This window comes from Streptomyces angustmyceticus (assembly GCF_019933235.1).
Classification (GTDB): Bacteria; Actinomycetota; Actinomycetes; order Streptomycetales; family Streptomycetaceae; genus Streptomyces; species Streptomyces angustmyceticus.
Genome location: NZ_CP082945.1, coordinates 8,007,557 through 8,031,105, shown reverse-complemented (window position 1 = coordinate 8,031,105; position 23,549 = coordinate 8,007,557). Strand labels below are relative to the sequence as shown.

The 23,549-nt window shown below is 72.1% G+C and carries 20 protein-coding genes; 8 read left to right on the top strand and 12 right to left on the bottom strand.

Annotated elements, in window-relative coordinates; genetic code table 11:
* From K7396_RS35205 to K7396_RS35190, 4 genes are all read left to right on the top strand, one after another.
* Entirely contained in the window at positions 1 to 1,335 is a 1,335-nt protein-coding gene (locus tag K7396_RS35205; RefSeq protein ID WP_086717692.1) for an ABC transporter substrate-binding protein, read from the top strand.
* A gap of 18 nt (positions 1,336 to 1,353) precedes the next feature.
* The gene (locus K7396_RS35200) at positions 1,354 to 2,757 is read left to right on the top strand and encodes an ABC transporter permease subunit (protein ID WP_086717694.1); all 1,404 of its coding nucleotides are present in this window, start codon (positions 1,354 to 1,356) and stop codon (positions 2,755 to 2,757) included.
* Positions 2,754 to 3,635, top strand: a complete 882-nt coding sequence (locus K7396_RS35195) for a carbohydrate ABC transporter permease (protein WP_223660337.1) — start codon at positions 2,754 to 2,756, stop codon at positions 3,633 to 3,635. Before K7396_RS35200 ends, K7396_RS35195 begins: the two co-directional genes overlap by 4 nt.
* A 189-nt stretch (positions 3,636 to 3,824) precedes the next feature.
* A complete protein-coding gene (locus K7396_RS35190; protein WP_086717696.1) occupies positions 3,825 to 4,370 on the top strand; it encodes a GNAT family N-acetyltransferase in 546 nt (181 codons plus the stop codon).
* Positions 4,371 to 4,375: 5 nt separating this feature from the next.
* On the opposite strand, the gene K7396_RS35185 is transcribed toward K7396_RS35190, so the two are convergent.
* The 5 genes from K7396_RS35185 to K7396_RS35165 form a co-directional block, all read right to left on the bottom strand.
* Entirely contained in the window at positions 4,376 to 5,038 is a 663-nt protein-coding gene (locus K7396_RS35185; RefSeq protein WP_086717698.1) for an SGNH/GDSL hydrolase family protein, read from the bottom strand.
* 65 nt (positions 5,039 to 5,103) lie between these two features.
* On the bottom strand, positions 5,104 to 6,618 hold the full coding sequence (locus K7396_RS35180) for an FAD-dependent oxidoreductase (RefSeq protein WP_086717700.1): 1,515 nt from the start codon (positions 6,616 to 6,618) through the stop codon (positions 5,104 to 5,106).
* Between the two features lie 218 nt (positions 6,619 to 6,836).
* A complete protein-coding gene (locus K7396_RS35175) occupies positions 6,837 to 9,092 on the bottom strand; it encodes a HelD family protein (RefSeq protein WP_223660336.1) in 2,256 nt (751 codons plus the stop codon).
* A gap of 227 nt (positions 9,093 to 9,319) precedes the next feature.
* Positions 9,320 to 9,889, bottom strand: coding sequence for an AMIN-like domain-containing (lipo)protein (locus K7396_RS35170; RefSeq protein WP_174886979.1), 570 nt, complete (start codon positions 9,887 to 9,889; stop codon positions 9,320 to 9,322).
* Positions 9,890 to 10,074: 185 nt separating this feature from the next.
* Positions 10,075 to 10,965: an alpha/beta fold hydrolase gene (locus K7396_RS35165; RefSeq protein ID WP_086717706.1), complete on the bottom strand. Its 891-nt coding sequence runs from the start codon at positions 10,963 to 10,965 to the stop codon at positions 10,075 to 10,077.
* A gap of 102 nt (positions 10,966 to 11,067) precedes the next feature.
* Between K7396_RS35165 and K7396_RS35160 the strand changes: the two genes are divergently transcribed.
* The gene (locus tag K7396_RS35160; RefSeq protein WP_208629113.1) at positions 11,068 to 11,793 is read left to right on the top strand and encodes a TetR/AcrR family transcriptional regulator; all 726 of its coding nucleotides are present in this window, start codon (positions 11,068 to 11,070) and stop codon (positions 11,791 to 11,793) included.
* A gap of 109 nt (positions 11,794 to 11,902) precedes the next feature.
* On the opposite strand, the gene K7396_RS35155 is transcribed toward K7396_RS35160, so the two are convergent.
* Positions 11,903 to 12,691, bottom strand: a complete 789-nt coding sequence (locus K7396_RS35155) for a DeoR/GlpR family DNA-binding transcription regulator (RefSeq protein ID WP_152104931.1) — start codon at positions 12,689 to 12,691, stop codon at positions 11,903 to 11,905.
* Between the two features lie 38 nt (positions 12,692 to 12,729).
* Positions 12,730 to 13,770, bottom strand: a complete 1,041-nt coding sequence (locus K7396_RS35150; protein WP_174886980.1) for an NAD(P)-dependent alcohol dehydrogenase — start codon at positions 13,768 to 13,770, stop codon at positions 12,730 to 12,732.
* Positions 13,771 to 13,997: 227 nt separating this feature from the next.
* On the opposite strand from K7396_RS35150, the gene K7396_RS35145 reads away from it, so the two are divergent.
* The gene (locus K7396_RS35145; RefSeq protein WP_174886981.1) at positions 13,998 to 15,347 is read left to right on the top strand and encodes an MFS transporter; all 1,350 of its coding nucleotides are present in this window, start codon (positions 13,998 to 14,000) and stop codon (positions 15,345 to 15,347) included.
* A 9-nt stretch (positions 15,348 to 15,356) separates the two neighbouring features.
* On the opposite strand, the gene K7396_RS35140 is transcribed toward K7396_RS35145, so the two are convergent.
* A complete protein-coding gene (locus tag K7396_RS35140) occupies positions 15,357 to 16,751 on the bottom strand; it encodes a tetratricopeptide repeat protein (protein ID WP_086718438.1) in 1,395 nt (464 codons plus the stop codon).
* Positions 16,752 to 17,083: 332 nt separating this feature from the next.
* Between K7396_RS35140 and K7396_RS35135 the strand changes: the two genes are divergently transcribed.
* A complete protein-coding gene (locus K7396_RS35135; protein WP_086718437.1) occupies positions 17,084 to 18,763 on the top strand; it encodes a purine-cytosine permease family protein in 1,680 nt (559 codons plus the stop codon).
* Between the two features lie 76 nt (positions 18,764 to 18,839).
* On the opposite strand, the gene rho is transcribed toward K7396_RS35135, so the two are convergent.
* Positions 18,840 to 20,021: a transcription termination factor Rho gene (rho, locus tag K7396_RS35130; protein ID WP_086718436.1), complete on the bottom strand. Its 1,182-nt coding sequence runs from the start codon at positions 20,019 to 20,021 to the stop codon at positions 18,840 to 18,842.
* 375 nt (positions 20,022 to 20,396) lie between these two features.
* Between rho and K7396_RS35125 the strand changes: the two genes are divergently transcribed.
* On the top strand, positions 20,397 to 21,128 hold the full coding sequence (locus K7396_RS35125; RefSeq protein ID WP_086718435.1) for a class I SAM-dependent methyltransferase: 732 nt from the start codon (positions 20,397 to 20,399) through the stop codon (positions 21,126 to 21,128).
* A gap of 15 nt (positions 21,129 to 21,143) precedes the next feature.
* Here K7396_RS35125 and K7396_RS35120 read toward each other — a convergent pair whose 3' ends face one another.
* From K7396_RS35120 to K7396_RS35110, 3 genes are all read right to left on the bottom strand, one after another.
* On the bottom strand, positions 21,144 to 22,058 hold the full coding sequence (locus K7396_RS35120; protein ID WP_086718434.1) for an MBL fold metallo-hydrolase: 915 nt from the start codon (positions 22,056 to 22,058) through the stop codon (positions 21,144 to 21,146).
* 247 nt (positions 22,059 to 22,305) lie between these two features.
* Entirely contained in the window at positions 22,306 to 22,776 is a 471-nt protein-coding gene (locus tag K7396_RS35115; RefSeq protein WP_086718433.1) for an SRPBCC family protein, read from the bottom strand.
* Positions 22,773 to 23,534, bottom strand: a complete 762-nt coding sequence (locus K7396_RS35110; RefSeq protein ID WP_086718432.1) for an alpha/beta fold hydrolase — start codon at positions 23,532 to 23,534, stop codon at positions 22,773 to 22,775. The genes K7396_RS35115 and K7396_RS35110 overlap by 4 nt, the downstream gene beginning before the upstream one ends.
* Positions 23,535 to 23,549: the final 15 nt, after the last annotated feature.

The window sequence follows — 23,549 nt, the reverse complement described above, 5'->3', positions numbered from 1 at the left end:
ATGAGACGACCCGCAGTACGACACATCCGAGCCGCCGGGTCCGGCGCCGCGGTCCTCGCTCTGGCGCTCGGTGCCACCGCATGCGGCGGCACGGTGTCCGCCGGGGGCAAGAAGCAGGAGCTCACCGGCCAGACCGTGACCGTGGCGGGCGTCTGGACCGGCGTGGAACAGCGGAACTTCAAGAAGGTCCTGGACGCGTTCTCCGAGAAGACCGGCGCGAAGGTCACCTTCGCCTCCACCGGCGACAACGTCTCGACGGTCATCGGCAGCCAGGTCGAGGGCGGCAACGCCCCGGACGTGGTGATGGTCCCGCAGGTCGGTGTGCTCCAGCAGTTCGCCAAGAAGGGCTGGCTGGTGCCGCTGTCGGCGGAGGTCGGCGCGGAGGCCGACAAGAACTTCGCGAAGGTCTGGAAGGACTACGGCACGGTCGGCAAGAAGTACTACGGCCTGTACTTCAAGGCCTCGCACAAGTCGACGGTCTGGTACAGCCCGGAGGCGTTCGGCCAGGCCGGGGTCGCCCCCGCGAAGACGTACCAGGAGCTGCTGAAGTCGGGCCGTACGCTGTCCGACTCGGGTGTGCCGGCCTTCTCCGTCGCGGGCGAGGCGGGCTGGCCGCTCACCGACTGGTTCGAGAACGTCTACCTCTCCCAGGCCGGTCAGGAGAAGTACGACCGGCTCGCCGCCCACAAGATTCCGTGGACGGACCCCAGCGTGGTCAAGGCGCTCACCTCGCTCGGCAAGCTGTTCGGCGACAAGAGCCTGGTGGCGGGCGGCGGTTCGGGCGCCCTGCGCACCGACTTCCCCGAGTCCGTCCAGCAGGTGTTCGGCCCGGAGCCGAAGGCGGCCATGGTCTACGAAGGTGACTTCGTCAGCGCGCTGGTCACCGATGAGCTGCACAAGGAGGTCGGCAAGGACGCGAAGTTCTTCCCCTTCCCCGCGGTCGACGGCGGCAAGGCCCCGGTGGTCAGCGGCGGCGACGCCGCGGTGGTGCTCAAGGCCGGCAAGAACCGCAAGGCCGCGATGGAACTGGTGAAGTACCTGGCCACGCCGGAGGCGTCCGGCGTCTGGGCCAAGGCGGGCGGCTACCTCTCGCCCAACAAGAAGGTGCCCGCGAACGCGTACCACGACGAGGTCACCCGCAAGGCCGCCGCCTCGCTGACCGGCGCCGGGAACTCCGTGCGCTTCGACATGTCCGACCAGGCCCCCGCGGCGTTCGGCGGCACCCAGGGAGCCGGCGAGTGGAAGCTGCTCCAGGACTTCCTGCGCGACCCGTCGGACCCCAAGGGCACGGCCCGCAAGCTCGAGGCCGCCGCGGCCAAGGCGTACGGAAAGTAAGGACCGAGGGCCCGATCCATGCCAGTCACCACTCCCGCGGCGGCGCCCGCCCCCTCGCGCGCCGCCGCGTCCCTCCCCCGGGGCGGCGCGCCCGGCCGGGCAACCGCCCCCGGGCGGCGGGCCGTCCGGCGCCGCCGCCGGATCGCCGCGCTGTTCCTGTTCCCCGCGCTGTTGCTGCTGGGCGCCCTGGTCGCGTACCCCATCGTGTTCTCGGTGGTCCGCAGCCTCTACGACGCCTCGGGCACCACCTTCGTCGGCGCCGGCAACTACACCGCGATGTTCCAGGACCCCGCCACGCTCCGGGCCATCCGCAACAGCGCGATCTGGGTCGTCTTCGCCCCCGCGCTGCTGACCGGACTCGGCCTGGTCCTCGCCGTCCTGACCGAGAAGATCCGCTGGAAGACGGCGTTCAAGCTGCTGATGTTCATGCCGATGGCGATCTCCTTCCTCGCCGCCGGCATCATCTTCCGCCTCGCCTACGAGCAGGATCCGCAGCGCGGTGTGCTCAACGCGATCACCGTGGGCATCCACGACAAGGTCCAGGGGGAGTCCGTATCCTTCCCCACCGCCAAGGCGCGTCTCGGCGACAAGCGGCTGACCAAGGGCCACGACGGCTCCTACCGCACGGCGCACCGCACCGGCCCGGGCAACACCGTCGACCTCGGCCTGGTCGGCGTCGCGCCCAAGGACATGCCGGCGCGGGCGCGGCCCGCCGCGCGGGCCGCCACGTCCCCGGCGCGCAAGGGTGAACTGCGCGGTGTGGTCTACCTCGACTTCACCCCCGGCGGTGGCGGCACCCCCGGCACGGTGGACCGCCGCGAACGCGGTCTGCCCGGACTCGCCGTCGAGGCGGTCGACGCCCACGGCAAGGTCGCCGCGCGGGCCACCACCGCGGCGGACGGCTCCTACCGCCTGCCCCGTCTGGCTCCCGGGTCCTACGCCGTCCAGCTCCCCGCGGAGGACTTCGCCCCGCCGTACGAGGGCATCTCCTGGCTCGGCCCGGCCCTGGTCACCCCCGCCATCATCGGCGCCTACATGTGGATCTGGACCGGCTTCGCGCTCGTCCTCATCGGCGCGGGACTCTCCTCGATGCCGCGCGATGTGCTGGAAGCCGCCCGCATGGACGGCGCGAACGAGTGGCAGGTCTTCCGCCGGATCACCGTGCCGCTGCTCGGGCCGGTCCTGGGCGTGGTGTTCGTGACGATGGTGATCAACGTGATGAAGGTCTTCGACCTCGTCTACATCATCGCCCCCGGTCCCGTACAGCAGGACGCCAACGTCCTGGCCCTGCAGATGTGGCTGGTCTCCTTCGGCGGCGGCAACAACCAGGGCCTCGGCAGCGCCCTCGGTGTCCTGCTGCTGCTCCTGGTGGTCCCGGCCATGGCCCTCAACATCCGACGTTTCCGCAGGAGCCAGTCATGACCACCGCCCCCACAGCCGCCACGCCCCGCAGGCGGGCGACGGCACGGCCGGGGAAGCGTCTCGGCCGCGGCGCGATCCAGCTGTTCCTGCTGATCATCGGCCTGGTCTGGCTCACCCCGGCCGCCGGCCTCTTCCTCTCCTCGCTGCGTACGGAGGAGGCCAACGCCGGCAGCGGATGGTGGACCGCCCTGACCACGCCCGGGCAGCTGTCCCTGGACAACTACACGGCGCTGCTGAAGGACTCGGGCATCGTCCAGGCGTTCTGGAACACCGTGCTGATCTCGGTGCCCACCACCCTCGCCGTGGTCGTGATCGCGGCCCTGGCCGGCTACGCCTTCGCCTGGATGGAGTTCCCCGGCCGGGACTGGATCTTCCTGGTGGTGGTCGCCATGCTGGTGGTGCCGGTCCAGATCGGCCTGCTGCCGGTGGCGAAACTGTTCGGTGCGCTCGGCCTGTTCGGCTCGATCCCCGGCGTGGTCCTCTTCCACACCGCCTACGGCCTGCCGTTCGCCATCTTCCTGCTGCGCAACTACTTCGCGGAGATCCCGAAGGAGATGCTGGAGGCCGCGCGCATGGACGGCGGCGGGGAGTGGCGCATCTTCTCCCGGCTGATCCTGCCGCTGGGCCGCCCCGCCATCGCCAGCCTGGCCATCTTCCAGTTCCTGTGGGTCTGGAACGACATGCTGGTCGCGCTGCTCTTCGCGGACAACGCGTCCCAGCCGCTGACGGTGGCCCTCCAGTCGCAGATGCGGCAGTTCGGCAGCAACATCGGCGTCCTGGCCCCCGGCGCGTTCCTGTCCCTGATCGTGCCGCTGATCGTGTTCTTCGCCTTCCAGCGCCACTTCGTGCAGGGAATCATGGCGGGTTCGGTCAAGTAGCCCCGCCGCCGGTGACACGGGTGAGGGGAGCCGGACGGGCCCTTTGCGGCAGGGGCGTTGCGGCGCGGGCGGACGGGGGGCCGTCCGCGCCGCAACGTCGTCTGCCTCTTCGCCCGTCCTTCTGCGCGCGCCCTGCACGCTCGTCCTTATTCGTTCGTCTCCCCCGCACGAGCGGGCTAGGTTGGCGCGATGTCCGAACTGCGAACCGCACGCCTGCTGCTGCGCGCGTGGCGGCCCACCGACCTGGCGCCCTGGGCGGCGATGAACGCCGATCCCGAGGTCCGCAGGTACTTCCCGGCAGTGCTGACGCAGGAGCAGAGCGCGGCCTCCGCCGCCCGCTTCCAGGCCGCCCTCGACGAGCGCGGCTGGGGATGGTGGGCCGTCGAGGTGTGCGCCACCGGGGAGTTCATCGGCTTCACCGGGCTCGACCCGGTGGACGAGGACATGCCCTTCACCGGAGTGGAGACCGGCTGGCGTCTGACCCGGTCGGCCTGGGGGCACGGTTACGCCACCGAGGCCGCCCGAGCCGCCGTGGACTTCGGCTTCACCACCCTCGGTCTGCCGGAGATCCTCGCGGTGACGACCGCCACCAACCTCCGCTCCCAGGCCGTGATGCGCCGCCTGGGCATGACCCACGACCCCGCGGACGGCTTCGACGATCCCGGCGTCCCCGACGGCCCGCTGCGCCGCAATGTGGTGTACCGGGTCTCCGCCGGGACGGCCGTGACCGGGTAGCCCGGTCAGGCGACCAGGTTCAGCCAGGCCGCCGCGAGTGCCGCGTGACCGGCCGGCGTCGGGTGCACGCCGTCCTCGGACCAGTGTTCCGGCCCGGTCGTCGCGGCGAGTCCGGCGAACATGCCGTCGGCGGGCAGCAGTTGGGCACCGTAGGTGTCGGCGAGTTCGCGTACGGCCTGGATCTTCGGGTCCAGGTCGGCACGCCATTCCTTTCGCTCCGCCACTCCGATGCGTGCGGCACCGGCCTCGACGACGCCGTGGACCGGCAGCAGGAACGGCTCGATGAGGATCAGGTCCGTGCCCGCCTCGGCGAGGGGCGCGAGCAGCCGGTCGTAGCCCGCGGTGAACTCCTCCACGGGGATCACGCGCCCCTCCGGGTCCAGTGTGTGCCAGCCCATGTCGTTGACCCCGACGAGGATCGACACCACGTCCGGGCCCGCGTCGAGTACGTCTGTCTGCCAGCGGGCTTCGAGGTCGCTCACCTTGTGGCCCGCGATCCCGGTGTTCAGCCAGGTCACGGGCCGGTCCGGGGAGCGGAGGCCCCACTCGCCCGCGACGCGCAGCGGGTAGCCGAAGCCGAGCCCGTCCTCGCTCGCCAGTCGTTGGCAGTCGGTGATCGAATCGCCGGTGAACATCACGGTGCTTCCCGGCCTGATGGTGATCGTCATGTGCGCTCCTTGAACTCGGGGCGAGGGGGGAGAACGGGCGGCCGCTCAGGAGAACGGGGGCCGCTTCAGCGGTCCGGGTCTCCGAACCACTCGCCGGCGGCCTGCTCGAACGCCTCGCGTTCAGGGGTGCGTTCACCGGCCCAGGCGACGACGCCGTCGGGGCGGACGAGCACGGCGCCCAGTCCCAGGTCGTTCTCCGCCGGACCCGCGGCGTACCGCATCCGGCTCTCCCAGCGCTTCGCCGCATCGCGCAGGCATGGTTCGGCGCTGAATTCGAGCGCGACGCCCCGCCCGTCCCGCATCAGGTCGCTCAGGCGCGTGCCGTCTTCGAGACGGAAGTCGGGGGCGCTGCGGCCGACCTGGGGGTGCTCGCCGCCGAGGTCGTAACGGATCGACGCTCCCGACAGCCGCTCGGCCACATAGTTCGTTCCGTCACGGGTCGCGATCAGGTCACGCACCACTCCCTGGATCGCCTGGCAGTGCGGGTCCGGCCGCATGACCGCCACCTGGGCGCGCGACCAGTCGAGCACCTTCGCCGCGACCGGATGGCGTTCGCGGGTGTAGGTGTCGAGCAGCCCGTCAGGGGCGTGTCCGTGCAGGGTCGCCGCGAGCTTCCACCCCAGGTTCATGGCGTCGCCGATGCCGGTGTTGAGTCCCTGTCCGCCGAGGGGCGAGTGGATGTGGGCGGCGTCGCCGGCGAGCAGGACGCGTCCTCGCCGGTAGGTCGTCGTCTGCATCGCCCGGTCGGTGAAGCTGGAGGCGAGGTGCACTTCGCTCAGCGTCACGTCGGTGCCGGACACCCTGCGCAGCACGGCCTGCAGGTGGTCGCGGGTCAGCTCCTGCGAGCGGTCGAACGCGCCGCCGTCGAAGTCCGCCATGGCGATGTGGCCCTCCATGAACCGGAGGTACATGCCTGTCGGCGTCAGGTTGATGCCGGTGCGCAGCTTCTCGTCGTCGGCGGTGGTGGCCTGCATGGTGTAGCCGGTGAACTGCGGCTCGGTGCCGACGAACGTGAAGCCCGCGAGTCCGCGTACCGTACTGCGTCCGCCGTCGCAGCCGACGACCCAGCGTGCCGGGTAGGCGTGCTCGCCGGCGTACGCGATCGCACCCTCGTCGTTCTGGGTGAGGGCGGAGACCGTGACGCCGTGCCTGATCTCCACACCGAGCCGGGATGCCTGCTCGGACAGCAGCGTCTCGACCGCTTCGAGGTGGGTCCTCATGCCGTCCAGCTGCGCGTTGGGAAGCCGGTACGGCAGAGCGGCGGGGTCGATCCGGGCCGGGTCGAGCCGCATGCCCGCGAAATGGCCCACGCCTCGCAGGGACATCGGCTCGTACGCCGCGGGGTCCGCGCCGGGTTCGGGGACGCCCGACGCCGTCCGCAGTCGGTGCAGCATCCCGCGGCGGTGGAACGCCTCGGCCGAAGCGGCGGACAGCCCCCGCGTCCCGAGCAGTCGCTGCTTGAACGGGGAGCGGGCTTCCGGGTCCCGCTCCAGCACCAGGACGGAACGGCCCGCGAGGCCGAGTTCGCAGGCGAGGAACAGACCGACCGGGCCGGCGCCCACGATCACTACGTCATGCACAAGAGATCCCCTTCCCGACAGCCGGGTGGACCCGGCCGGACCTCTTGAAAGGTGCCGGACCCTGCCGATATCGGACCGACAGTTCCCGACAGACCACCGGTACCGGCCCGAAAGGCCAGCCATGGCACCGACAGCACGGCTCCGCCGCCCGCCTCCCCGGGGGTTGCCCCTCCCCCGGGGCGCCGTCTCTCTCCGTACGGCGCCCCGGCGGCGCGCGGTCACCGACCGGTGAGCGCGGCCGTCCACGGCGGGAGCGTCGCCAGTCCCGGCGGCAGGGGTGCCGTGTGGACGACGCCGAGCCGCTGGGTGGCCCGGGTGAGCGCGACGTAGAGGTCGCTGGCTCCGAACTCCGCCGGTTCCACGACTATCACCGTGTCGAATTCCAGGCCCTTGGCCTGCCGCGGGTCGAGCAGGACCACCGGGCTGGTCAGGTCCGGGGAGGCGCCGGCGGAGGCCCCGGGAAGGGCGGCGGAGAGTGCCTCGTGGCGGGCGGCCGGGGCGATCACGGCGAGGCGGCCCTCCTCGTGGGACTCCCGGGCGACGGCCTCGGCGACGGCCTGCGCCAGGTCGTCGGTACGGTGCGCCCACGGCGGTACGCCGGTGGAGCGGATGGAGCGCGGCGGTTCGAAGGCGGGGTCCGCGGCCCGGGGCACCTGCGCCGCGATGTCCATGATCTCGCTCGGCGTGCGGTAGTTGACCCCGAGCCTGACGTGCTGCCAGCGGTCGCCGGTGTACGGCGCGAGGATGCTCCGCCAGGAGCCGCAGCCGCCCGGCTCGGCGGTCTGGGCCGGGTCGCCGACCAGGGTCATCGAGCGGGTGGGGCAGCGGCGCATCAGCAGCCGCCACATCATCGCGGACAGCTCCTGCGCCTCGTCCACGATGATGTGGCCGAACGCCCAGGTCCGGTCGGCCGCGGCGCGTTCGGCGGCGGTGCGGTGGTCGGCCTCCTCCTGCCGGTCGGCGAGCCGTTCGGCGTCCAGCAGGTCGTGCGCGGCCAGCACCTCCGAGTCCTCGTCCTCGCGGTCCTCGAACTCCTGGGTGCGGGAGCCGTAGGAGAGTTCCAGGACGCCCTGGGCGTAGGCGATCTGCTCCTGGCGTTCCGCTTCGGCGGCGGCGCGGGCCGCCGAGTCGTCCTCGCCGAGGAGTTCGGCGGCCTCGTCCAGCAGGGGGACGTCCGCGGGGGTCCAGTCGCCGTCCGTGCGGCGGATCGCCTCCGCGTCGGTGTCCGGGAGGTGGGCGGGCGCGGCGAGGAAGTCGGCGACCAGCCGCTCCGGGGTGAGGGCCGGCCACAGCTCCTCGATGGCGCGGTGCACTTCGGTGCTGGTGGCGATCGCCTTGCCGAGCTGGGCGAGGTCGTCGGGGCCGAGGAAGTTCGGCCCGCCGAAGGGGTCCGCGCCGAGGGTGTCGGCCAGTTGCGCGGTGAGCGCGTCGATGATCCGGAAGGCGAAGTGGGGGCGGGCGAGGTTGTGCGGCAGCCTGGTCTCGCGGGCATGGCGCCGTGCCTCGTGCACCACGTCGGCGTCCAGCCGCAGTTCGCCGTCGTCGTGGTCGATGACGATCTCGTGGTCGGGCAGTGTCTGCCGGTCGCGCACGTACTGCGCCAGGGCGTCGGCCATCGCCGCGCGGCCCTTGACCGCGGCGGCCTCGGCGGTGTCGGTGCCGGTCGCGGTCACACCGGGGAAGAGCTCGCCGGGCGTGGCGAGCAGGACGCCCGTCTCGCCGAGCGAGGGCAGCACCTCCTCGATGTAGCCGAGGAAGGCGGGGTTGGGCCCGACGATCAGGACGGCACGGCGGGCCAGCAGTTCGCGGTGCGCGTAGAGCAGGTAGGCGGCGCGGTGCAGCGCGACCACGGTCTTGCCGGTGCCGGGGCCGCCCTCCACGACGAGGACGCCGTGGTGCGGGGCGCGGATGATCGCGTCCTGCTCCGCCTGGATGGTCTGCACGATGTCGTGCATCCGTCCGGTGCGGGCGGCGTCCAGCGCGGACAGCAGGACGGCGTCCGCGTCGGTCCCCTCGTACCCGGTGCGTTCGGGGTCGGTGAGGTCGAGGATCTCGTCGTGGAGGGCGGTGACCTTCCGGCCCTCCGTCGTGAGATGCCGCCGGCGGCGCAGTCCCATCGGGGTGTGCCCGGTGGCGAGGTAGAAGGGGCGGGCGACGTCGGCCCGCCAGTCGAGGACCAGCGGGGTGCGGTCCGCGTCGTCGCGCCGGATGCCGATGCGGCCGATGTGGTGGTCGCTGCCGTCGCGGAAGACCAGCCGGCCGAAGCACAGGCCGTTCTCGCCGGCGTCGAAGGCGGCCAGCACGCTCGCGTGCTCGGCCACCAGGACATCCCGCTCCAGCCGTGCCTGGGCGTTGTTGCCGCTCTGCGGAAGGGCCGCGTTCACCGCTTTCTCGGCTCCGGCCCGCAATTCGGCGAGGCGTTCATGGAGCAGGTCGATGAATTCCTGCTCCTGCCACAATTCCTCGTTTGACAATTCAGCTCCGCTCGGGTAAAGTTCGGTAATGAAGTTGGGCTTACTTCATTGCTTGACAAAGGCACAGCATGAAGACACAGAAGCCCCCAATATACACAGAGAAATACCCCGGCCGCCAATGCGGACCGGGGTATTTCTCTGTCTGCCGCGGGGTTTTCACCCGGGCGTCGGACGGGTCGCCGCACCTCTCCCGGAGAAGCGGGGACGGGCGCTCACGACGAGGCCGTTCACCACTTGTGGGCGACGTCCACGATCAGCTGGTGACCGGCCTGGACCACCCGGAAGGGCAGCTTGGCGCGCAGGCCGAGGCCGACCTGGGTCTGCCCTTCGAAGCTCGCCCCGAACTTGGTGTCCGTGAACGTCCGGTAACCGGTGATGTCCACTCCCGGGAGCGGCTTGCCGGCCGTCCCCGCATAGGTCTGCTTTCCGGTCGCCGGGTCGTGGCTGGGCGCGGACACGAATATCTGCAGGATGGCGCCGCCCTTGACGGGTATCCGCTCGCCCGAACCGTCCTGGTGGAACGCGTCGACGTAACCGACGTGGTAGCCGAGCTTGCCGTGTGCGCCGCTGATATCGAAGACCATCCGGTCGTAGCACGCCGCGCGACTGGTCTTGACGTCCGTCAAGGGCTTGGCGTCCGCGGTCGTCGCCGATTTGCTGCCGCTGCCCCAGGCGGTCGAGCAGGCCGCGGGGGCCTTGTCCGCCGGGCCGGTCGCGGCGCCGGCCGCTGTGGCCGTACCCGCCACCCCGGCACCCGCCAGCACGAGCGCCGCGGCCACTGTCCCCAACCGTCGCATGAAGGAACCTCCGAAGAAGAGTGCGTACCGATACGTGCGGTGGGACGAACGGGGCTGCGGCGGAGTTGTCCGCCGGCCGGCATATGGCCGACGGGTGGGCCGCGTTGTCGCGAAATCGAAGGGGTGGACCGGGTCCGGCTGCCCCGCCGGGGCGCCGGCGCCCCGAAGGCTCTCCCGCCGCGGCCCTACCGGTCGGCGAGGCGGCGCACCCGCATCGCGACGTCGTTCCAGACCGGCTCCGGCAGGTCGTGGCCGACCCCGGGCAATGAAACGAACCGCGCACCCGGGATACGGGCCGCAACGGCGCGCCCGGCAGCGGGTTTGACCAGGGGATCGTCCGCGCCGTGCAGAACCAGGGTCGGCACCGTGATGCGGCTGATGGCGGGGCCGTGCCACGGCGCGCCGATCTGGCGGCTCTGGCTGTGCCCGTCGCGGACCCCGGGGTCCGCGAGGCTGGTGACCGAGTCCCTGACGGCCTGCTCGTCGAGCGGATGCGCGGGCGAGTGCAGGAGGCGGGCGAGGGCGATCCCGGCCTCGATATCACCTTCGGGAGTGTCCGGGTACGTCATCCTGGCGAGCTTGCCGAGCGTCCGCAGCCGGATGTAACGCAGAGCGCCCAGGCCCGCGGCGTCGCCCGGCACGGCCGACACCGACGTCAGCGTGCGTACCCGCCCCGGATGGCGCAGCGCGATGCGCTGGGCGACCGCGCCCCCGAGCGACTGACCGAGAAGATGGGCAGACTCCCAACCCAGCGCGTCCATCACGGCGATGGCGTCGTCGGTCATGTCCTCGGCCGTATACGACGCGCCCCGCTTGCGGAAGAGCGCCGTGATGGGGTTGCCGGTCGCGGTGGGCGGCAGATGGGTCGATTCTCCCGCGTCGCGCTGGTCATAGCGGGCCACCGCGAAGCCCTGTGCGGCCAGAGCCCGGGCCAGGCCGTCGGGCCACCACAGACGCGAGACGCCCAGGCCGGTCACCAGCAGGAGTGGCGCTTTGCCTTGAGGCGCCGTCAACTCGTCGTAAGCCAGCTCCACTTCGCCGTTGCGGGCCCGGCGGGTCGGCGTCCATGTGGTCATGATCCCCCTCAATACTGCGATCGATGTTCGCAGTTATTAGCATAGCGGCACGGACGCGGGAGAGGGGCGGGTGAGGTCTCGGTGGCCGAGGAGCCGGTAGTGGTGTGGGAACGTCCCGAGCGGGGAGCACGGGGGCCGGCACCCGAGCGCAGCCGTGGGCAGATCACCCGGGCCGCGGTCCGTCTGGCCGATGCCGCCGGGCTGGCCTCCGTGTCCGTACGGCAGGTGGCCAAGGAGCTGGGCACCGGTCCTGCGTCCCTCTACCGCTATGTCGCCGGCCGCGACGATCTGGTGGATCTGATGGTCGATGCCGCAACCGGCGAGATCGACCTCACGGTGGCCTTGACCGGGGAACCGGTGACGGATCTGGTGGCACTGGCCACCCGCACCCGGGAGGTCCACCTCCGGCACCCCTGGCTGCTCGAGGTGACGCCGGAGGCGATGCGGGTGGGGCCCCGCGGGCTGGATTATCTCGAATTCGCCCTCGGGGCCCTGGCACCGGTGCGGATGACGGGCCCGGCCAAGCTGGAAGCCGTCGCCGTGCTGAACGCGCTGGTCGCGATGGTGTCCCGCGCCACCCTGCAGAGCGTCCGGTCGCCCACTGCCCGCCAGTCGGCACAGGCCGCCTATCTCGCCACCGCGGCCGGGAAGGGGGCTCATCCGCTCCTCGCGCAGGCCCTCACCGACTCCCCGGAAGCCCGCCCGGCAGCCCACCCCGCGGCCGACCCGGCGCAGGACGCTCAAGACCTGTTCGAGCGGGTGGTCCGCCGGGTGCTGGCGGGCCTGCTCGCTCCCGCCCCGGAGTCACCGCGGTCTCACCGGGACTGAGGTCCGGGGCAGGTCCCGCGGGTGGGAACGGGCCCTGCGGCGGGGTGGGCCCGGCGGTTCGGGGCAGCCGCAGCGGGTGGGGCGGGCACGGCCCCGCCGCGGCGTACCGTCAGGCGTCGACCACGTCGACGGTCACTCCCCGGCGGCGCAGTGCGGCGAGTTCCCCGGCCGGTGCGCCGCGGTCGGTGACGACCCGGTCGTAGCGGGCGATGTCGCTGTAGGCGTGGGTGGCGGACTTGCCGAACTTGGTGTGGTCGACGAGCAGCAGTGACCGCTCGGCGCAGTCCAGCATGGCCTCCTTGATCTCGGCGTAGTCGCGGATCGGGTGGAAGAGCCGGCCGCCGAGCACGGACACCGCGGACATCACCGCGACATCGGCGTGGATGCGGCCGAGGGCGCGGAGCACCTCGGGGCCGACGCAGGAACCGAACTCGCCGCGGTAGCGGCCGCCGAGGAGGGTGACATCGGCGCCCGGCGTCTCGTCGAACAGCCGGGCCACGCCGAGGGAGTTGGTGACCACGGTGACCGCCTCGGTCCGTGCGATGCGGGCCGCGAGCGGGAAGACCGTGGTCGAGTCGTCGAGCACGAGGGTGCTGCCGGGCCGGATCTCGTCGGCGACGGCGGCGCACAGCGCCTCCTTCACCGCCAGGTTCACGCCGACGCGGAAGCGGGTGGCGGTCTCCATGGTCAGGGTGGGGAACGGCGCGGCCCGGCCGCGCTCCTTGCGCAGCAGTCGGCGTTCGACGAGCTGGTCCAGATCGCGGTGCATGGTCGCGAGGCTGACCCCGAAGTGCCCGGCGAGTTCGTCGATGCGCACTTCTCCGTGCGCGACGACATGTGCCAGTACGTCCTGCCGTCGCCGGTCGACCTCCGCCAGCGACGACCGAGTGGAAGCCATCGGGGCCGCCCCTTTCCGGTCGGACAGCGGCGGCGCGCCTACCGCTGCGGGTAGATGACGGCCTTCACGGCAGTCGCGTCGTGGGTGGCGACGGTCAGTGCGCTCTCGGCCTCGGCAAGACCGTAACCGTGCGAGACCAGGGAGTCGAGCCGGACCCTTCCGGACTCCACCAGGGAGATCGCGGCGGGCCAGGTGTGGGCGTAGCGGAAGGTGCCGGTCAGTTCCAGTTCGTAGTTCTGCACCCGGCTCACGGGCAGCGACGCCTCGGAGCCGCCCATCCCGATGAGCACCACCCGCCCGGCGCGGCCCACCGTACGGATCGCCTCGCTGCTGACCGCGGGCACACCGGAGCACTCCAGGAGGACGGTGGGGGTGTAGTCCGCCTCGGCCAGCGGCGTGCGGGAGACGTCGACGGCGGTGGCACCGGCGGCGCGGGCGAGCGCGAGGCGGTGCGGGAGGACGTCGGTGACCAGCACCTCCCGTGCGCCGAAGGCGCGTGCGGTCTGAGCGGCGACCAGGCCGATGGGCCCGGCGCCGGTGATCAGCACCCGGTCGCCGGGGGCGACGCGGGCCTTGCGGCAGGCCCAGACCGCCACCGACAGCGGTTCCAGCAGGGCGGCTTCCTCGACGGTGAGGGTGTCGGGGACCTCGTGGGCGAAGTCCTCGCGGACGGCGAGGTATTGGCAGAAGGCGCCGTCCACCGGTGGCGTGGCGAGGAAACGCATGTCCGGGCACAGGTTGTAGCGGCCCGGCCGGCACTCGTCGCAGCTGCCGCAGGGCGTGCCGGGCTCGATGGACACGCGCCGTCCCGTCCGGCGCGCGTCGGCGCCCGGACCGCAGGCCACGACGGTGCCGGCGGCCTCGTGCCCGAGTACGAGCGGCTCGCGCACGACGAAGTCGCCGATCCGCCCGTGCCGGTAGTAGTGCACGTCCGAGCCGCAGGTGCCGACCGCCTCGACGCGGACCAGGACCTCTCCGGGGCCGGGGGCGGGCACGGGGCGTTCCTCGATGCTCAGCCGCCCGGGTCCGTGCAGTACGGCGGCGCGCATGGTGGCGGGAATCCCGGAAGTGGTGGTCATGGCGGGGTCACGGCTCCCTCGGTGCGGGGGGTGGGGCAGGGGGCCGTGCACGGTCCGGCTCCGGACCGGCGCGCCCCTGGGTGTCAGCACGGTACCGCTTCTTTTTTTATCAGAGAAGCCTTGACTTCGCACAAAATACGAGAAGACTTGCGCCGGCTCCCCGACAGCCGACGCAGCTGACGGTGCGCCCCGCGCTCGCCCGATCACGCTCAGCCCCTGGAGAGTCCATGAGCAGCTCCGCTCGCCCCCGCCCGGCGGGAACACCGGACGCCGGCCGCCCGCCGGCCGACCGCCCCCGCTCCCGATGCGCCCGCCTGGGCATACCCCCGGCCCTGGCCTGGGGTTTCCTGGGCGTGCTGCTCTTCATGACCGGCGACGGCGTGGAGACCGGCTTCTTCTCGAAGTACCTCGCCGACCAGGGCCTGGCCAAGGCCGACGCGGCGGTGGTCATCGCCGTCTACGGCATCACCGTCGCCCTCGGCGCTTGGCTCTCGGGAGCCCTCTCGGACTTGTGGGGGCCACGCCGGGTGATGACCGCGGGCTTCGCCATCTGGCTGGTCTTCCAGGTGCTCATGCTGACGGTGGCGCTGCCCGCCATGAACTATCCGCTGCTGCTGCTCATCTACGGGCTGCGCGGCTTCGGATACCCCTTGTTCGCCTACGGGTTCCTGGTCTGGGTCACCGCGGCGACCCCGCCGCGGCGGCTGGGAACGGCGGTCGGCTGGTACTGGTTCGCGTTCACCGGCGGCCTGCCGACCCTCGGCTCCCTCGTCGCCAGCGCCACGATCCCGGTGGTCGGCTCGTACCGGACACTGTGGCTCGCGCTCGCTCTGGTGCTGCTCGGCGGCCTGCTCACGCTGCTGCTGGTGCGCGAGCCCACCGGCCGGACCGGACTCGCGCCGGACGGCGGGGGCCCGCTGGCGACCCTGGCCGGCAGCGTCTCGATCATGCGGCGCCGCCCTCGTGTGGCCATCGGCGCCGCGGTGCGCGTCTTCAGCACCGGTTCCCAGTTCGGCTTCCTGGTCTGCCTGCCGTTCTTCTTCACCGAGACGGTCGGCTTCAGCACCTCGGTCTGGCTGCGCCTGCTCAGCGTGATGTTCGCCGCGAACATCTTCGCCAACCTGTTCTTCGGCGCCGTCGGCGACCGCCTCGGCTGGCAGCGCACCATGACCTGGTTCGGCGCCGTGGCCTGCGCGCTCACCTGCCTGGCGCTGTACTACGTACCGGCCGTGGCGGGCCCGCACTTCGCCGCCTGTGCGGTGGCCGCCGCCCTCTACGGCATCGCCCTCGCCGGCTACGTACCGATCTCGGCGCTGGTGCCCGCGCTGGCGCCCCGCCACAAGGGGCAGGCGATGTCCGCGCTCAACCTGGGCGCCGGGGCGAGCACCTTCGCCGGGCCCGCCATCGTCGCCCTCGCCCTGGGCCCGGTCGGCGTGGAGGGCATCGTCTGGATCTTCGCCGGCCTGCACCTGGCCACCGCCGTCGCCATCCGGTTCCTCGAACCGGACCCGGAGTTCACCGCACCCGAGGCCGCGCCGGCCGTCGCGGGCGCGGGCCTGCCCGCGGGCCGTCCCTGACGCCGCCGCTCACGCGGACGCCTGCGCGGCGGCACGCTCGCGGGCGGCCGCGGCGCGTACCGGATCGCCGAGCTGCTCCTCCAACCGGGCCTTGGCCGACCAGTTGTACGGGCAGACCGGGCGCAGGTGGATGCGTTCGCTGAGCAGGGTCCGCGCCAGGTCGGCGCGGTGCGCGCGCAGCGACGCCTCGACGAGAGTGCGCTGGATCGCGTCGCGCTGGGCGTGGCTGCCGCCGAAGGTGTGCAGGCGGTGGCGGACGGGCAGCAGCAGATCGGCGGCCCGGCCGTAGTCCTGCTGCCCGTAGGCGATCAGGGCGCGGCAGACCGGCAGTCCGACCTCGGCCGTCATGGCGCGGTTGGACACACCGGACTCCGCCGCCGCCCAGCGCTCCCGGTCCTCGACGAGCCGCTGCGCCTGGGCGAAGCGGCCCGCGCCGACGTAGGCCATGACGGCATGGGCGTCGTTGAAGGCGTAGTGCGGGCCGTCCTGGCGGTTCTCCCAGGCGTCGGCGAGCCGGGCCCACCGTGCGCTCTGATCCTCCTGGGCCAGGTACAGCCGCCACAACAGCGCGGCGGCGTCCAGCAGTTCCATCGCCACCCCGGCCGAGGCGTCGTGGTGGAGCGCGGCGTCGTAGATCTCCAGGACCCGGTCGGTGGCGCCCAGTTCCAGGGTGTAGAGGGCGTAGTGCCACCAGTTGTGGACGGTGAGCAGACTGTCCCGGGACCAGTCGTCCGTACGGGCGTCGAGGAAGCGGATGCCGTCCGTGAAGCGTCCACGCATCTCGTAGGTGTGCACCACGCTGTGGATGCCCCACACATCGCCGGGGTGCTGTGCGAGGGCCGCCAGGCCGACCTCCTCCGCGCGTTCGTAGTGGCCCGACTCCTCCAGCCCGAACGCGTACATGCCGAGCAGCGGACCGTGGTGGGGGTCGTCGCCGTCCCAGACGTCCAGGGCTCCGCCGACGCGGTCGCGCAGGCGCTGGGCGTCCCCGGTGAGGAAGTCGTGCTGGTGGCCCGCGAACAGGGCCAGCGCGTCGCGGGGGTAGGCGACGGTGAGGTCGCCGAGGGTGCGTCCGGCGCCGTGCATGTCGCCGTCGAGCCAGGCCGTGGCGGCGGCGAGATGCATACGTTCGCGGGGTGTCAGCCGTCCGGTGTCCAGGCCGGAGCGGAAGCGGGCGAAGCGGTCGCGGGCCGTGGCCGCGTCCTTCTCCTCGGTGCCCAGCACCCCCAGATAGGCGGTCAGCGCGTGGCCCATCACGGACCGCGGCGAGGCGGTCAGGACGGCCTTCGAGGTCTTTGCGACCCGGGGCCGGAAGAACAGCAGGTCGTCCAGGGCCTGTTCGTAGTGCGCGAGGGCCTCGGCGCCGGTCTCGCTCATCGGGTGCCCGTGTCGGTCCGCTGTCATGGTGGCTCCTGCGGTGTGAGGGGACGGGGCGAACGGGGCTCGCCGGGCGGCGGCGGTGACGCCGGGTGCCCTCCCGGACCCCGCCGCGCCGTCGGCAGCCTCATGTCTACCCGCTCTCCCGCACGCGCAGCGAGCACATCCCGCTCATGGCGCGGCCGTTCTTCCCTCGCCCCGGAAACACCCGCTTCACCCGGGAGGACGCTGCGGGAAACACACGCTCCCTAATCTCCCCAGCACCGCACACCCGCTTCGCCGACGCCGGCGCGCGCCGCACGGCCCCCTGCCGTGCGCGTGGCCGCCCGTCGTGTTCCCACTGCCCCAGGAGGTCCGGCATGAGCGTCGAGCCACAACTGACCGTCCCCGACAGCGGCCGACGGCCCGCGGGCGCCGAGCCGCCCGCCGGCACGGCGGCCGACGAGACCCTGGAGGACTACACCCTCCGGTTCGCCCCGCGCAGCTACCGCCGGTGGACGCCGATGGTCGTGGCCACCACAGCGCTGGGCGGCATCGCCTACATGGCCGACTTCTCGATCGGCGCGGGCATCGGGCTCGCCCACGGCACGGGGAACGCCCTGGCCGCGATCGGGGTCGCCGCCGTGGTCATCTTCCTCACCGGCTTCCCCCTCGCCTACTACGGGGCCCGCTACAACATCGACCTGGACCTGATCACCCGGGGCTCCGGATTCGGCTACTACGGCTCGGTCCTGACGAGCGTCATCTTCGCCAGCTTCACCTTCATCTTCTTCGCCCTCGAAGGCTCGATCATGGCGCAGGGCCTGAAGCTGGGCTTCGGTCTGCCGCTGTGGCTGGGCTATGCCATCTCGACCTGCATGGTCATCCCGTTGGTCGTCTACGGGATGAAGGCGCTGACCAAACTCCAGGTCTGGACGACCCCGGTCTGGCTGCTGCTGATGGTGGGCCCGCTGCTCTACCTGATCGCCACGGACCCCGGCACCGTGCACACCTTCCTCGCGTACCCGGGCTCCCACGGCGGCGGTGTCGACGCCGCGTCGGTGCTGCTGGGCGCGGGCGTGTGCCTGTCCCTGATCGCGCAGATCGGCGAGCAGGTGGACTATCTGCGCTTCATGCCGCCCAAGACCGCGCAGAACCGGCGCAGTTGGTGGACGGCCGTCGTGATGGCCGGCCCCGGCTGGGTCGTGCTCGGCGCGCTCAAGCAGGCCATCGGCGTCTTCCTGGCCGTCTACGTCCTCTCCCGGGTGGGCGCGCACTCGGCCACCGAGCCCATCCGGCAGTTCACCGGCGCCTTCGCGGCCATGATGCCGTCGTGGCTGGTCGTCCCGCTGGCCGTGGCCCTGGTCGTGATCAGCCAGATCAAGATCAACGTGACCAACGCCTACTCCGGTTCGCTGGCGTGGACGAACTCGTTCACCCGGGTCACCAAGCGCTACCCGGGCCGGATGGTGTTCGTGCTCGCCAATCTGGCGTTCGCGCTGATCCTGATGGAGGCGGACATGTTCAGCTTCCTCAACGGCATCCTGGGGTTCTACTCCAATTGCGCCATCGCCTGGATCGTGACCGTCGCCACCGACATCATCGTCAACAAGTACCTGCTGAAACTCTCCCCGCAGGCACCCGAGTTCCGCCGCGGCATGCTCTACGCGGTCAACCCGGTGGGCGTGGTGGCCTTCACCCTCGCGTCCGGCCTGTCGATCGCCCTGTACTTCCACGCGCTGGGTGACGCCCTCCAGCCGTACTCCCCCGTCGCCGCCGCGGTGATCGCCTTCGTCCTCACCCCCGCGATGGCCATCCTGACCAAGGGCCGTTTCTACCTGCGGCGCACCACCGACGGGATCGACACCCCGCTGCTGGACGCGGACGGCAACCCGAGCCCGGAACTGTCCGAGTGCCACGTCTGCCGGCAGGAGTTCGAACGCCCTGACCTGGCCGCCTGCCACCAGCACGCCGCGGTGGTCTGCTCGCTGTGCCTGAGCACCGACAGGACCGGCGCCCATGTCCTGCCGGCGGCCCCGGGCGGGCCCAGGCCCCGGTGACCGTGGAGGTGCCGCGTGCCGTGACCGCCGGAGGACCCGTTCGCGTCCTCCGGGTCAGTCGCCCCCGGCACCCCGGTCATCCGTCCGGCGCGGTGTGCTGCACCTGCCGCAGGAACGTCGCATTGTCGGGTGTCCGCCGGAGCTTGTCGAGCAGGCTTTCCGTGTTCGTCTGGCCGTCTCCGGTCCTCAGGGCGCGGCGCAGCCGGCGGACGGCCGTCAATTCGGCGTGCGGGAGCAGCAGTTCTTCCCGGCGGGTGCCCGATCCGGTGATATGGACCGCCGGATAGAGCCGCTTTCCCGCGAGCGCACGGTCCAGCCGGAGTTCCATGTTGCCGGTGCTCTTCAATTCCTCGAAGAAATAGTCGTCGGCCCGGGAACCGGTCTCCACCAGGGCTGTCGCGAGAATGGTCAGCGAACCGCCCTCCTCCGCGGACCGCGCCGCGCCGAAGAGCTTCTTGGGGCCGAGCAGCGCGGCGGCGTCGACGCCGCCGCTCAGCGTCCGGCCGCCCGAGGTGGCGGCGTTGTTGTGGGCCCGGCACAGGCGGGTGAGGGAGTCGAAGAGGATCACCACGTCCTGCCCGTCCTCGACGAGTCGCTTGGCGCGTTCCACGGCCAGTTCGGCGAGGGCGATGTGCTCCTTCGCCGGCCGGTCGAAGGTCGAGGCGAGGACCTCTCCGCGGACCGAACGGCGCATGTCGGTGACTTCCTCGGGCCGTTCGTCGATCAGCACGACCATCAGGTGGGCGGCGGGGTGGTTCTCGGCGACGGCGGCGGCGAGTTGTTGCAGCAGCACCGTCTTGCCCGTCTTCGGTGGCGCCACGATCAGCCCCCGCTGCCCCTTGCCGACCGGGGCGATCAGATCGACGATACGGGCCGTCAGCCCGCCGGCCGCGCTCTCCAGGCGCATCCGCCGGTGCGGGTGCAGCGGCGTGAGATCGCGGAAGCGCGGCCGTCCGCGCGCCGCGTCCGGGCTGCGGCCGTTGACCGAGGCGACCTGGTCGAGCACCCGGGGCCGGGCGCACGTCCCGACGACGAGATCCCCGGTGCGCAGCCCCGCTGTACGGATCAGCGCGGCGGGCACCCGGACATCGCCGGACGAGGCAAGGCAGCCCTCCACGCGGAGAAATCCGGTCTCCTGCCGGTCGTTGACGATATCCAGCACCCCGGCTACTGGTACGGCGGGCTTCTCCGGGGCCTCGGCGGGCTGCTGCGCGAAGGGACGGGAGGCGGACGACGGGGCGGCGGGGGAAGTGGTCACGGCAGGTTTCCTGCCGACGTGGGTATCGGTGGTCACGGGTGTCCTCTCGGAAATACTTCTGCGGTCGGTCTACGGGAAGGGGAATTCCGGCAGGAGAGGGCGGAGTGGACACGCCCCGCAGGCCGTCAGAAAGGCCCGCGGCCGGAGAGAGAAAAGCGATGCCGCATCGCCGGACCGTGAAAGAGAAACAGTCGGCTACTGCTGGTTGGCCGGTCGAGAAGGACAGGCACAACCGCGATGCGAGCGCGGAATGAAGTGAAAGTGAAAGAACGCTTGGGCGCCAGAAAGGCGACTGGATGATGTGCGTTCCTTTGGCACGGTACCACACCGCGCGGCCGGTGCGGCCAGGTGCGGACGAGTTCTATGCTGAGGGCAATGTTCGCACCTCAGGGTCCCACCTTCCGTGAACTCGCCGTGCAGGCGCTTTCCTCCGTCGAGCGTGGCTACGACCTGCTCGCGCCGAAGTTCGACCACACGCCGTTCCGCACCCCGGACGCGATCCTGGCGCCCGTGTCGCGGGCGCTGCGGCGGCTCGGGCCGTTCGACAGCGGCCTCGACCTGTGCTGCGGCACCGGGGCGGGCATGGACGTCCTTCGGGAGGTCTGCCGGGAGCGGGTCACCGGCGTCGATCTCAGCGCGGGGATGCTCGCCGAGGGCCGCGCCCGCGCGGGGGTGACCGCGGGTGCGCCCTCTGCCGCGTGGGTGCGTGCGGACGCCCGGGCGCTCCCCTTCGGGCCGGTCTTCGACCTCGCGGTGAGCTTCGGCGCGTTCGGGCATTTTCTGCCGCGGGAACGGCCGGGACTGTTCGCGCAGGTGTACTCCGTGCTGCGCCCGGGCGGCCGGTTCGCCTTCCCGATCGGGGCCCCGGCGCGGCCCGGATCTCCCGGCTACTGGGCGTTGCTGGGCTTCGACGCGGCGATGCGGGTCCGTAACGCGCTGTGGCGGCCGCGCTTCGTCATGTATTACCGGACGTTCCGGCTCACCAACGTCTGTACGGAACTGACGCGGACCGGGTTCGACGTACGGCTGCAGGACCTGCCGGAACTCGGCCGGCGCCCCGACGGCAGCCCGCGGTGCCGGCTGGTGGTGGCCACCCGGCCGGCCTGAGGGACGGGCGCGCCGTCACCAGCGCAGTGCGGTGAAGTCCACCGGCTGCGGCCGGAGTTGGCGGGTGCGGGCGGTCAACTGCGCCAGCCGCCGCGCCATCTCCCCGGCGGGGAGCCGCCGGCGGTCGCCATGGCCGGGCAGCACCCACTCGAAGCGCAGCCGAGGGGCGGTCCGGGTCAGAGAGGCGGCCAGTTCCTCGATCGAGTACCAGGTGACGGAGGCGGCCACCTCCAGGTCGGCCGTGGTGCGCGACCAGTAGAAGCTGTCCCCGCTGAAGCAGTACCGGTGGTCGGCGAGGTAGAGCACGCTGCCGCGCGTATGGCCGGGGAGCGGGTGGGCGGTGACGCCGTCGCCGATGTCGACGGGGTCGGTGCCGCGCAGGACGCGGTCGGCGTCCGGAGCGGCGTCGAGATCGCCCTCGTGGATCCACAGGCGGGCGCCGAACCGGTCGGCGTACTGACGGCCGTGCGCCGCGTGGTCCCGGTGGGTGAGCAGGACGTCGGTGACGGGGCCCAGCGCCTCGTACCGGTCGGCCAGCGCGCTGCTCCACCGGGGCGTATCGATCATCATCGAGGTTCCCGCGGGGCGGCGCAGCAGATAGGCGTTCGCGCCGGCCGTGTGCGGGGAGTTGTGGCCGCAGAGCTGGACGGTGTCGTCCAGGGCGAGGGGGAAGGGGTCGAGGTCGGGGGTGAGGCGCTGGACGGGGTGACGGATCGACCGGGTGTGGCAGGCGAAGGCGGCGGCGTACAGCTGCCGGGCCTCCGCGTCGTTCCGCGGCTGCCGGATCACTTCCGCCCGGCCGTCCTTCTCGTGGATCAGCTCGGGGGCGAGCTGGCGGGCGACATCGCAGTTGGTGCAGCGCGCGTCGACGTGCCAGCCTCCGCCGCCCCCTTCCTCCGGTACCGCCTCGGGTAACCGCTTGCCGGTCATCACGGGTCCGTCCTTCCTGGTGGGGGGTGGGTAGTGCCCTACGGGAATGGTGCCGTGGGCGCGTACGGAACCCAGAAGTACCGCGCCGTGGACCGGAAGAGGAAGAGGGGGCGGATCTTGTGCTTTGCGCACGGAACGTCTCTTCCGGTGCGGCGATCGCAGGAGAATCCGGCGGGCATGTGGGGTGAGGGGCCCCGCTCGCCGACCGGATGCCGCGAGCGGGAGGGACGCGCCGGGGCCGGTCGGTTCAGGCGGCCGGCCCGCAGGCGGCGCGCAGGCGGCGGAGGGTCTCCCGCATGCCGGTGCGGTTGTGGTCGGCGCGCCGGGCGGGCGGGGTTCCGGTGAAGACCAGGCCGAGCACCTCGGCGATCCGGCGGCGCCACCCGTGGCGGCGGAGGTCGGTCCAGTATTCGGTGACCAGGGTGCCGCGCTCCGTCGGGGTCAGCCGGTAGCCCCAACGCGCCACCGGCAGGCCGAACGTGATGTTGTCGAAGGCGAACTCCCGGCCGGGGTCGGCGACCACGATCCGGCAGGTGCCGAACCACACCCATCCGGCCTTCCGGTTGACGCCCACGAAGCGGCGGCCCCGGGGCCACACCCAGATGACCTCGGGGCTCCACTCCCTCATCCGCCGGACGTCCGCCAGGGCGGCGTAGACGGCATGCGGCGGCAGCGGGACCTCCAGTGATTCCTCCACGGTCCACACTCGGGCGGTCACGGTGTCTCCTTCGGGGTCGCTGTCGATGTGCCGTGCGTACGGGCCGCGACGACCGCCGCGGCGTCGAGGACATGGCGGGCGAGTTCCGTCGTGTCGGTGAGGCTGGTGAGGTGTCCGCACCCCGGCCGGACGACGAGGCGGCCGTCGCGGCAGGCGCGCAGGAAGCGGCGTTCGTCGCGGCGGAAGTGGTCACGCTCGCCGTTGAGCAGCCAGACCGGCCCCGGATACGCGCGGAGCGAGGCCAGCGGCTGCATCGCGCGCACGGACTCGACGACGCTCGGTGCGATCTCACAGCTCAGGCCGCCCGAGACCATCGCCCGGGCATGCCGGCGGGGCAGGGCGCGGCGGAACGCGAAGGCGCTGAGCCGGTCGGCCCCGCGGGGGTGTCCGGCCGCGAGGCGGGCGGCTCCCCGGTAGACGGTGCCGAACAGCCCGTGCGGGAGCGCCGTGCAGCCCATGGCCACCGCGCCGAGGACCCGCTCGGGGTGGGCGGCGGCGGTGGCGATCGTGACGTAGCCGCCCAGGGACAGCCCTACGAGCAGGGCACGGCCGCCGAGTTCGTCCACGGCGTCGGTCACCGCCTCGACTGCGCCGGGGATGCTGAACGGTTCGCCTCGCCGGCTCCCGTGGCCGGGCAGGTCGGGCGCGGCCGTGGGATGGCGCGGTCCGATGGCGTCGATCAGGGGTCGCCACATCGTGCCGCTCACCCGCGTGCCGTGCACGAAGACGAGCGGCAGACCGGATTCGTTGGTCTCCATGCCCGGCACGCTACA

Excerpts from the sequence above, each read along its gene's own strand:
- K7396_RS35145 (WP_174886981.1), top strand. The coding sequence starts at position 13,998 with ATGAGCAGCTCCGCTCGCCCCCGCCCGGCGGGAACACCGGACGCCGGC.
- K7396_RS35200 (WP_086717694.1), top strand. The coding sequence starts at position 1,354 with ATGCCAGTCACCACTCCCGCGGCGGCGCCCGCCCCCTCGCGCGCCGCC.
- K7396_RS35195 (WP_223660337.1), top strand. The coding sequence starts at position 2,754 with ATGACCACCGCCCCCACAGCCGCCACGCCCCGCAGGCGGGCGACGGCA.
- K7396_RS35165 (WP_086717706.1), bottom strand. The coding sequence starts at position 10,965 with ATGACCACATGGACGCCGACCCGCCGGGCCCGCAACGGCGAAGTGGAG.
- K7396_RS35185 (WP_086717698.1), bottom strand. The coding sequence starts at position 5,038 with ATGACGATCACCATCAGGCCGGGAAGCACCGTGATGTTCACCGGCGAT.
- K7396_RS35205 (WP_086717692.1), top strand. The coding sequence starts at position 1 with ATGAGACGACCCGCAGTACGACACATCCGAGCCGCCGGGTCCGGCGCC.
- K7396_RS35190 (WP_086717696.1), top strand. The coding sequence starts at position 3,825 with ATGTCCGAACTGCGAACCGCACGCCTGCTGCTGCGCGCGTGGCGGCCC.
- K7396_RS35110 (WP_086718432.1), bottom strand. The coding sequence starts at position 23,534 with ATGGAGACCAACGAATCCGGTCTGCCGCTCGTCTTCGTGCACGGCACG.
- K7396_RS35125 (WP_086718435.1), top strand. The coding sequence starts at position 20,397 with ATGTTCGCACCTCAGGGTCCCACCTTCCGTGAACTCGCCGTGCAGGCG.
- K7396_RS35155 (WP_152104931.1), bottom strand. The coding sequence starts at position 12,691 with ATGGCTTCCACTCGGTCGTCGCTGGCGGAGGTCGACCGGCGACGGCAG.
- K7396_RS35135 (WP_086718437.1), top strand. The coding sequence starts at position 17,084 with ATGAGCGTCGAGCCACAACTGACCGTCCCCGACAGCGGCCGACGGCCC.
- K7396_RS35150 (WP_174886980.1), bottom strand. The coding sequence starts at position 13,770 with ATGACCACCACTTCCGGGATTCCCGCCACCATGCGCGCCGCCGTACTG.
- K7396_RS35170 (WP_174886979.1), bottom strand. The coding sequence starts at position 9,889 with ATGCGACGGTTGGGGACAGTGGCCGCGGCGCTCGTGCTGGCGGGTGCC.
- K7396_RS35140 (WP_086718438.1), bottom strand. The coding sequence starts at position 16,751 with ATGACAGCGGACCGACACGGGCACCCGATGAGCGAGACCGGCGCCGAG.
- K7396_RS35120 (WP_086718434.1), bottom strand. The coding sequence starts at position 22,058 with ATGACCGGCAAGCGGTTACCCGAGGCGGTACCGGAGGAAGGGGGCGGC.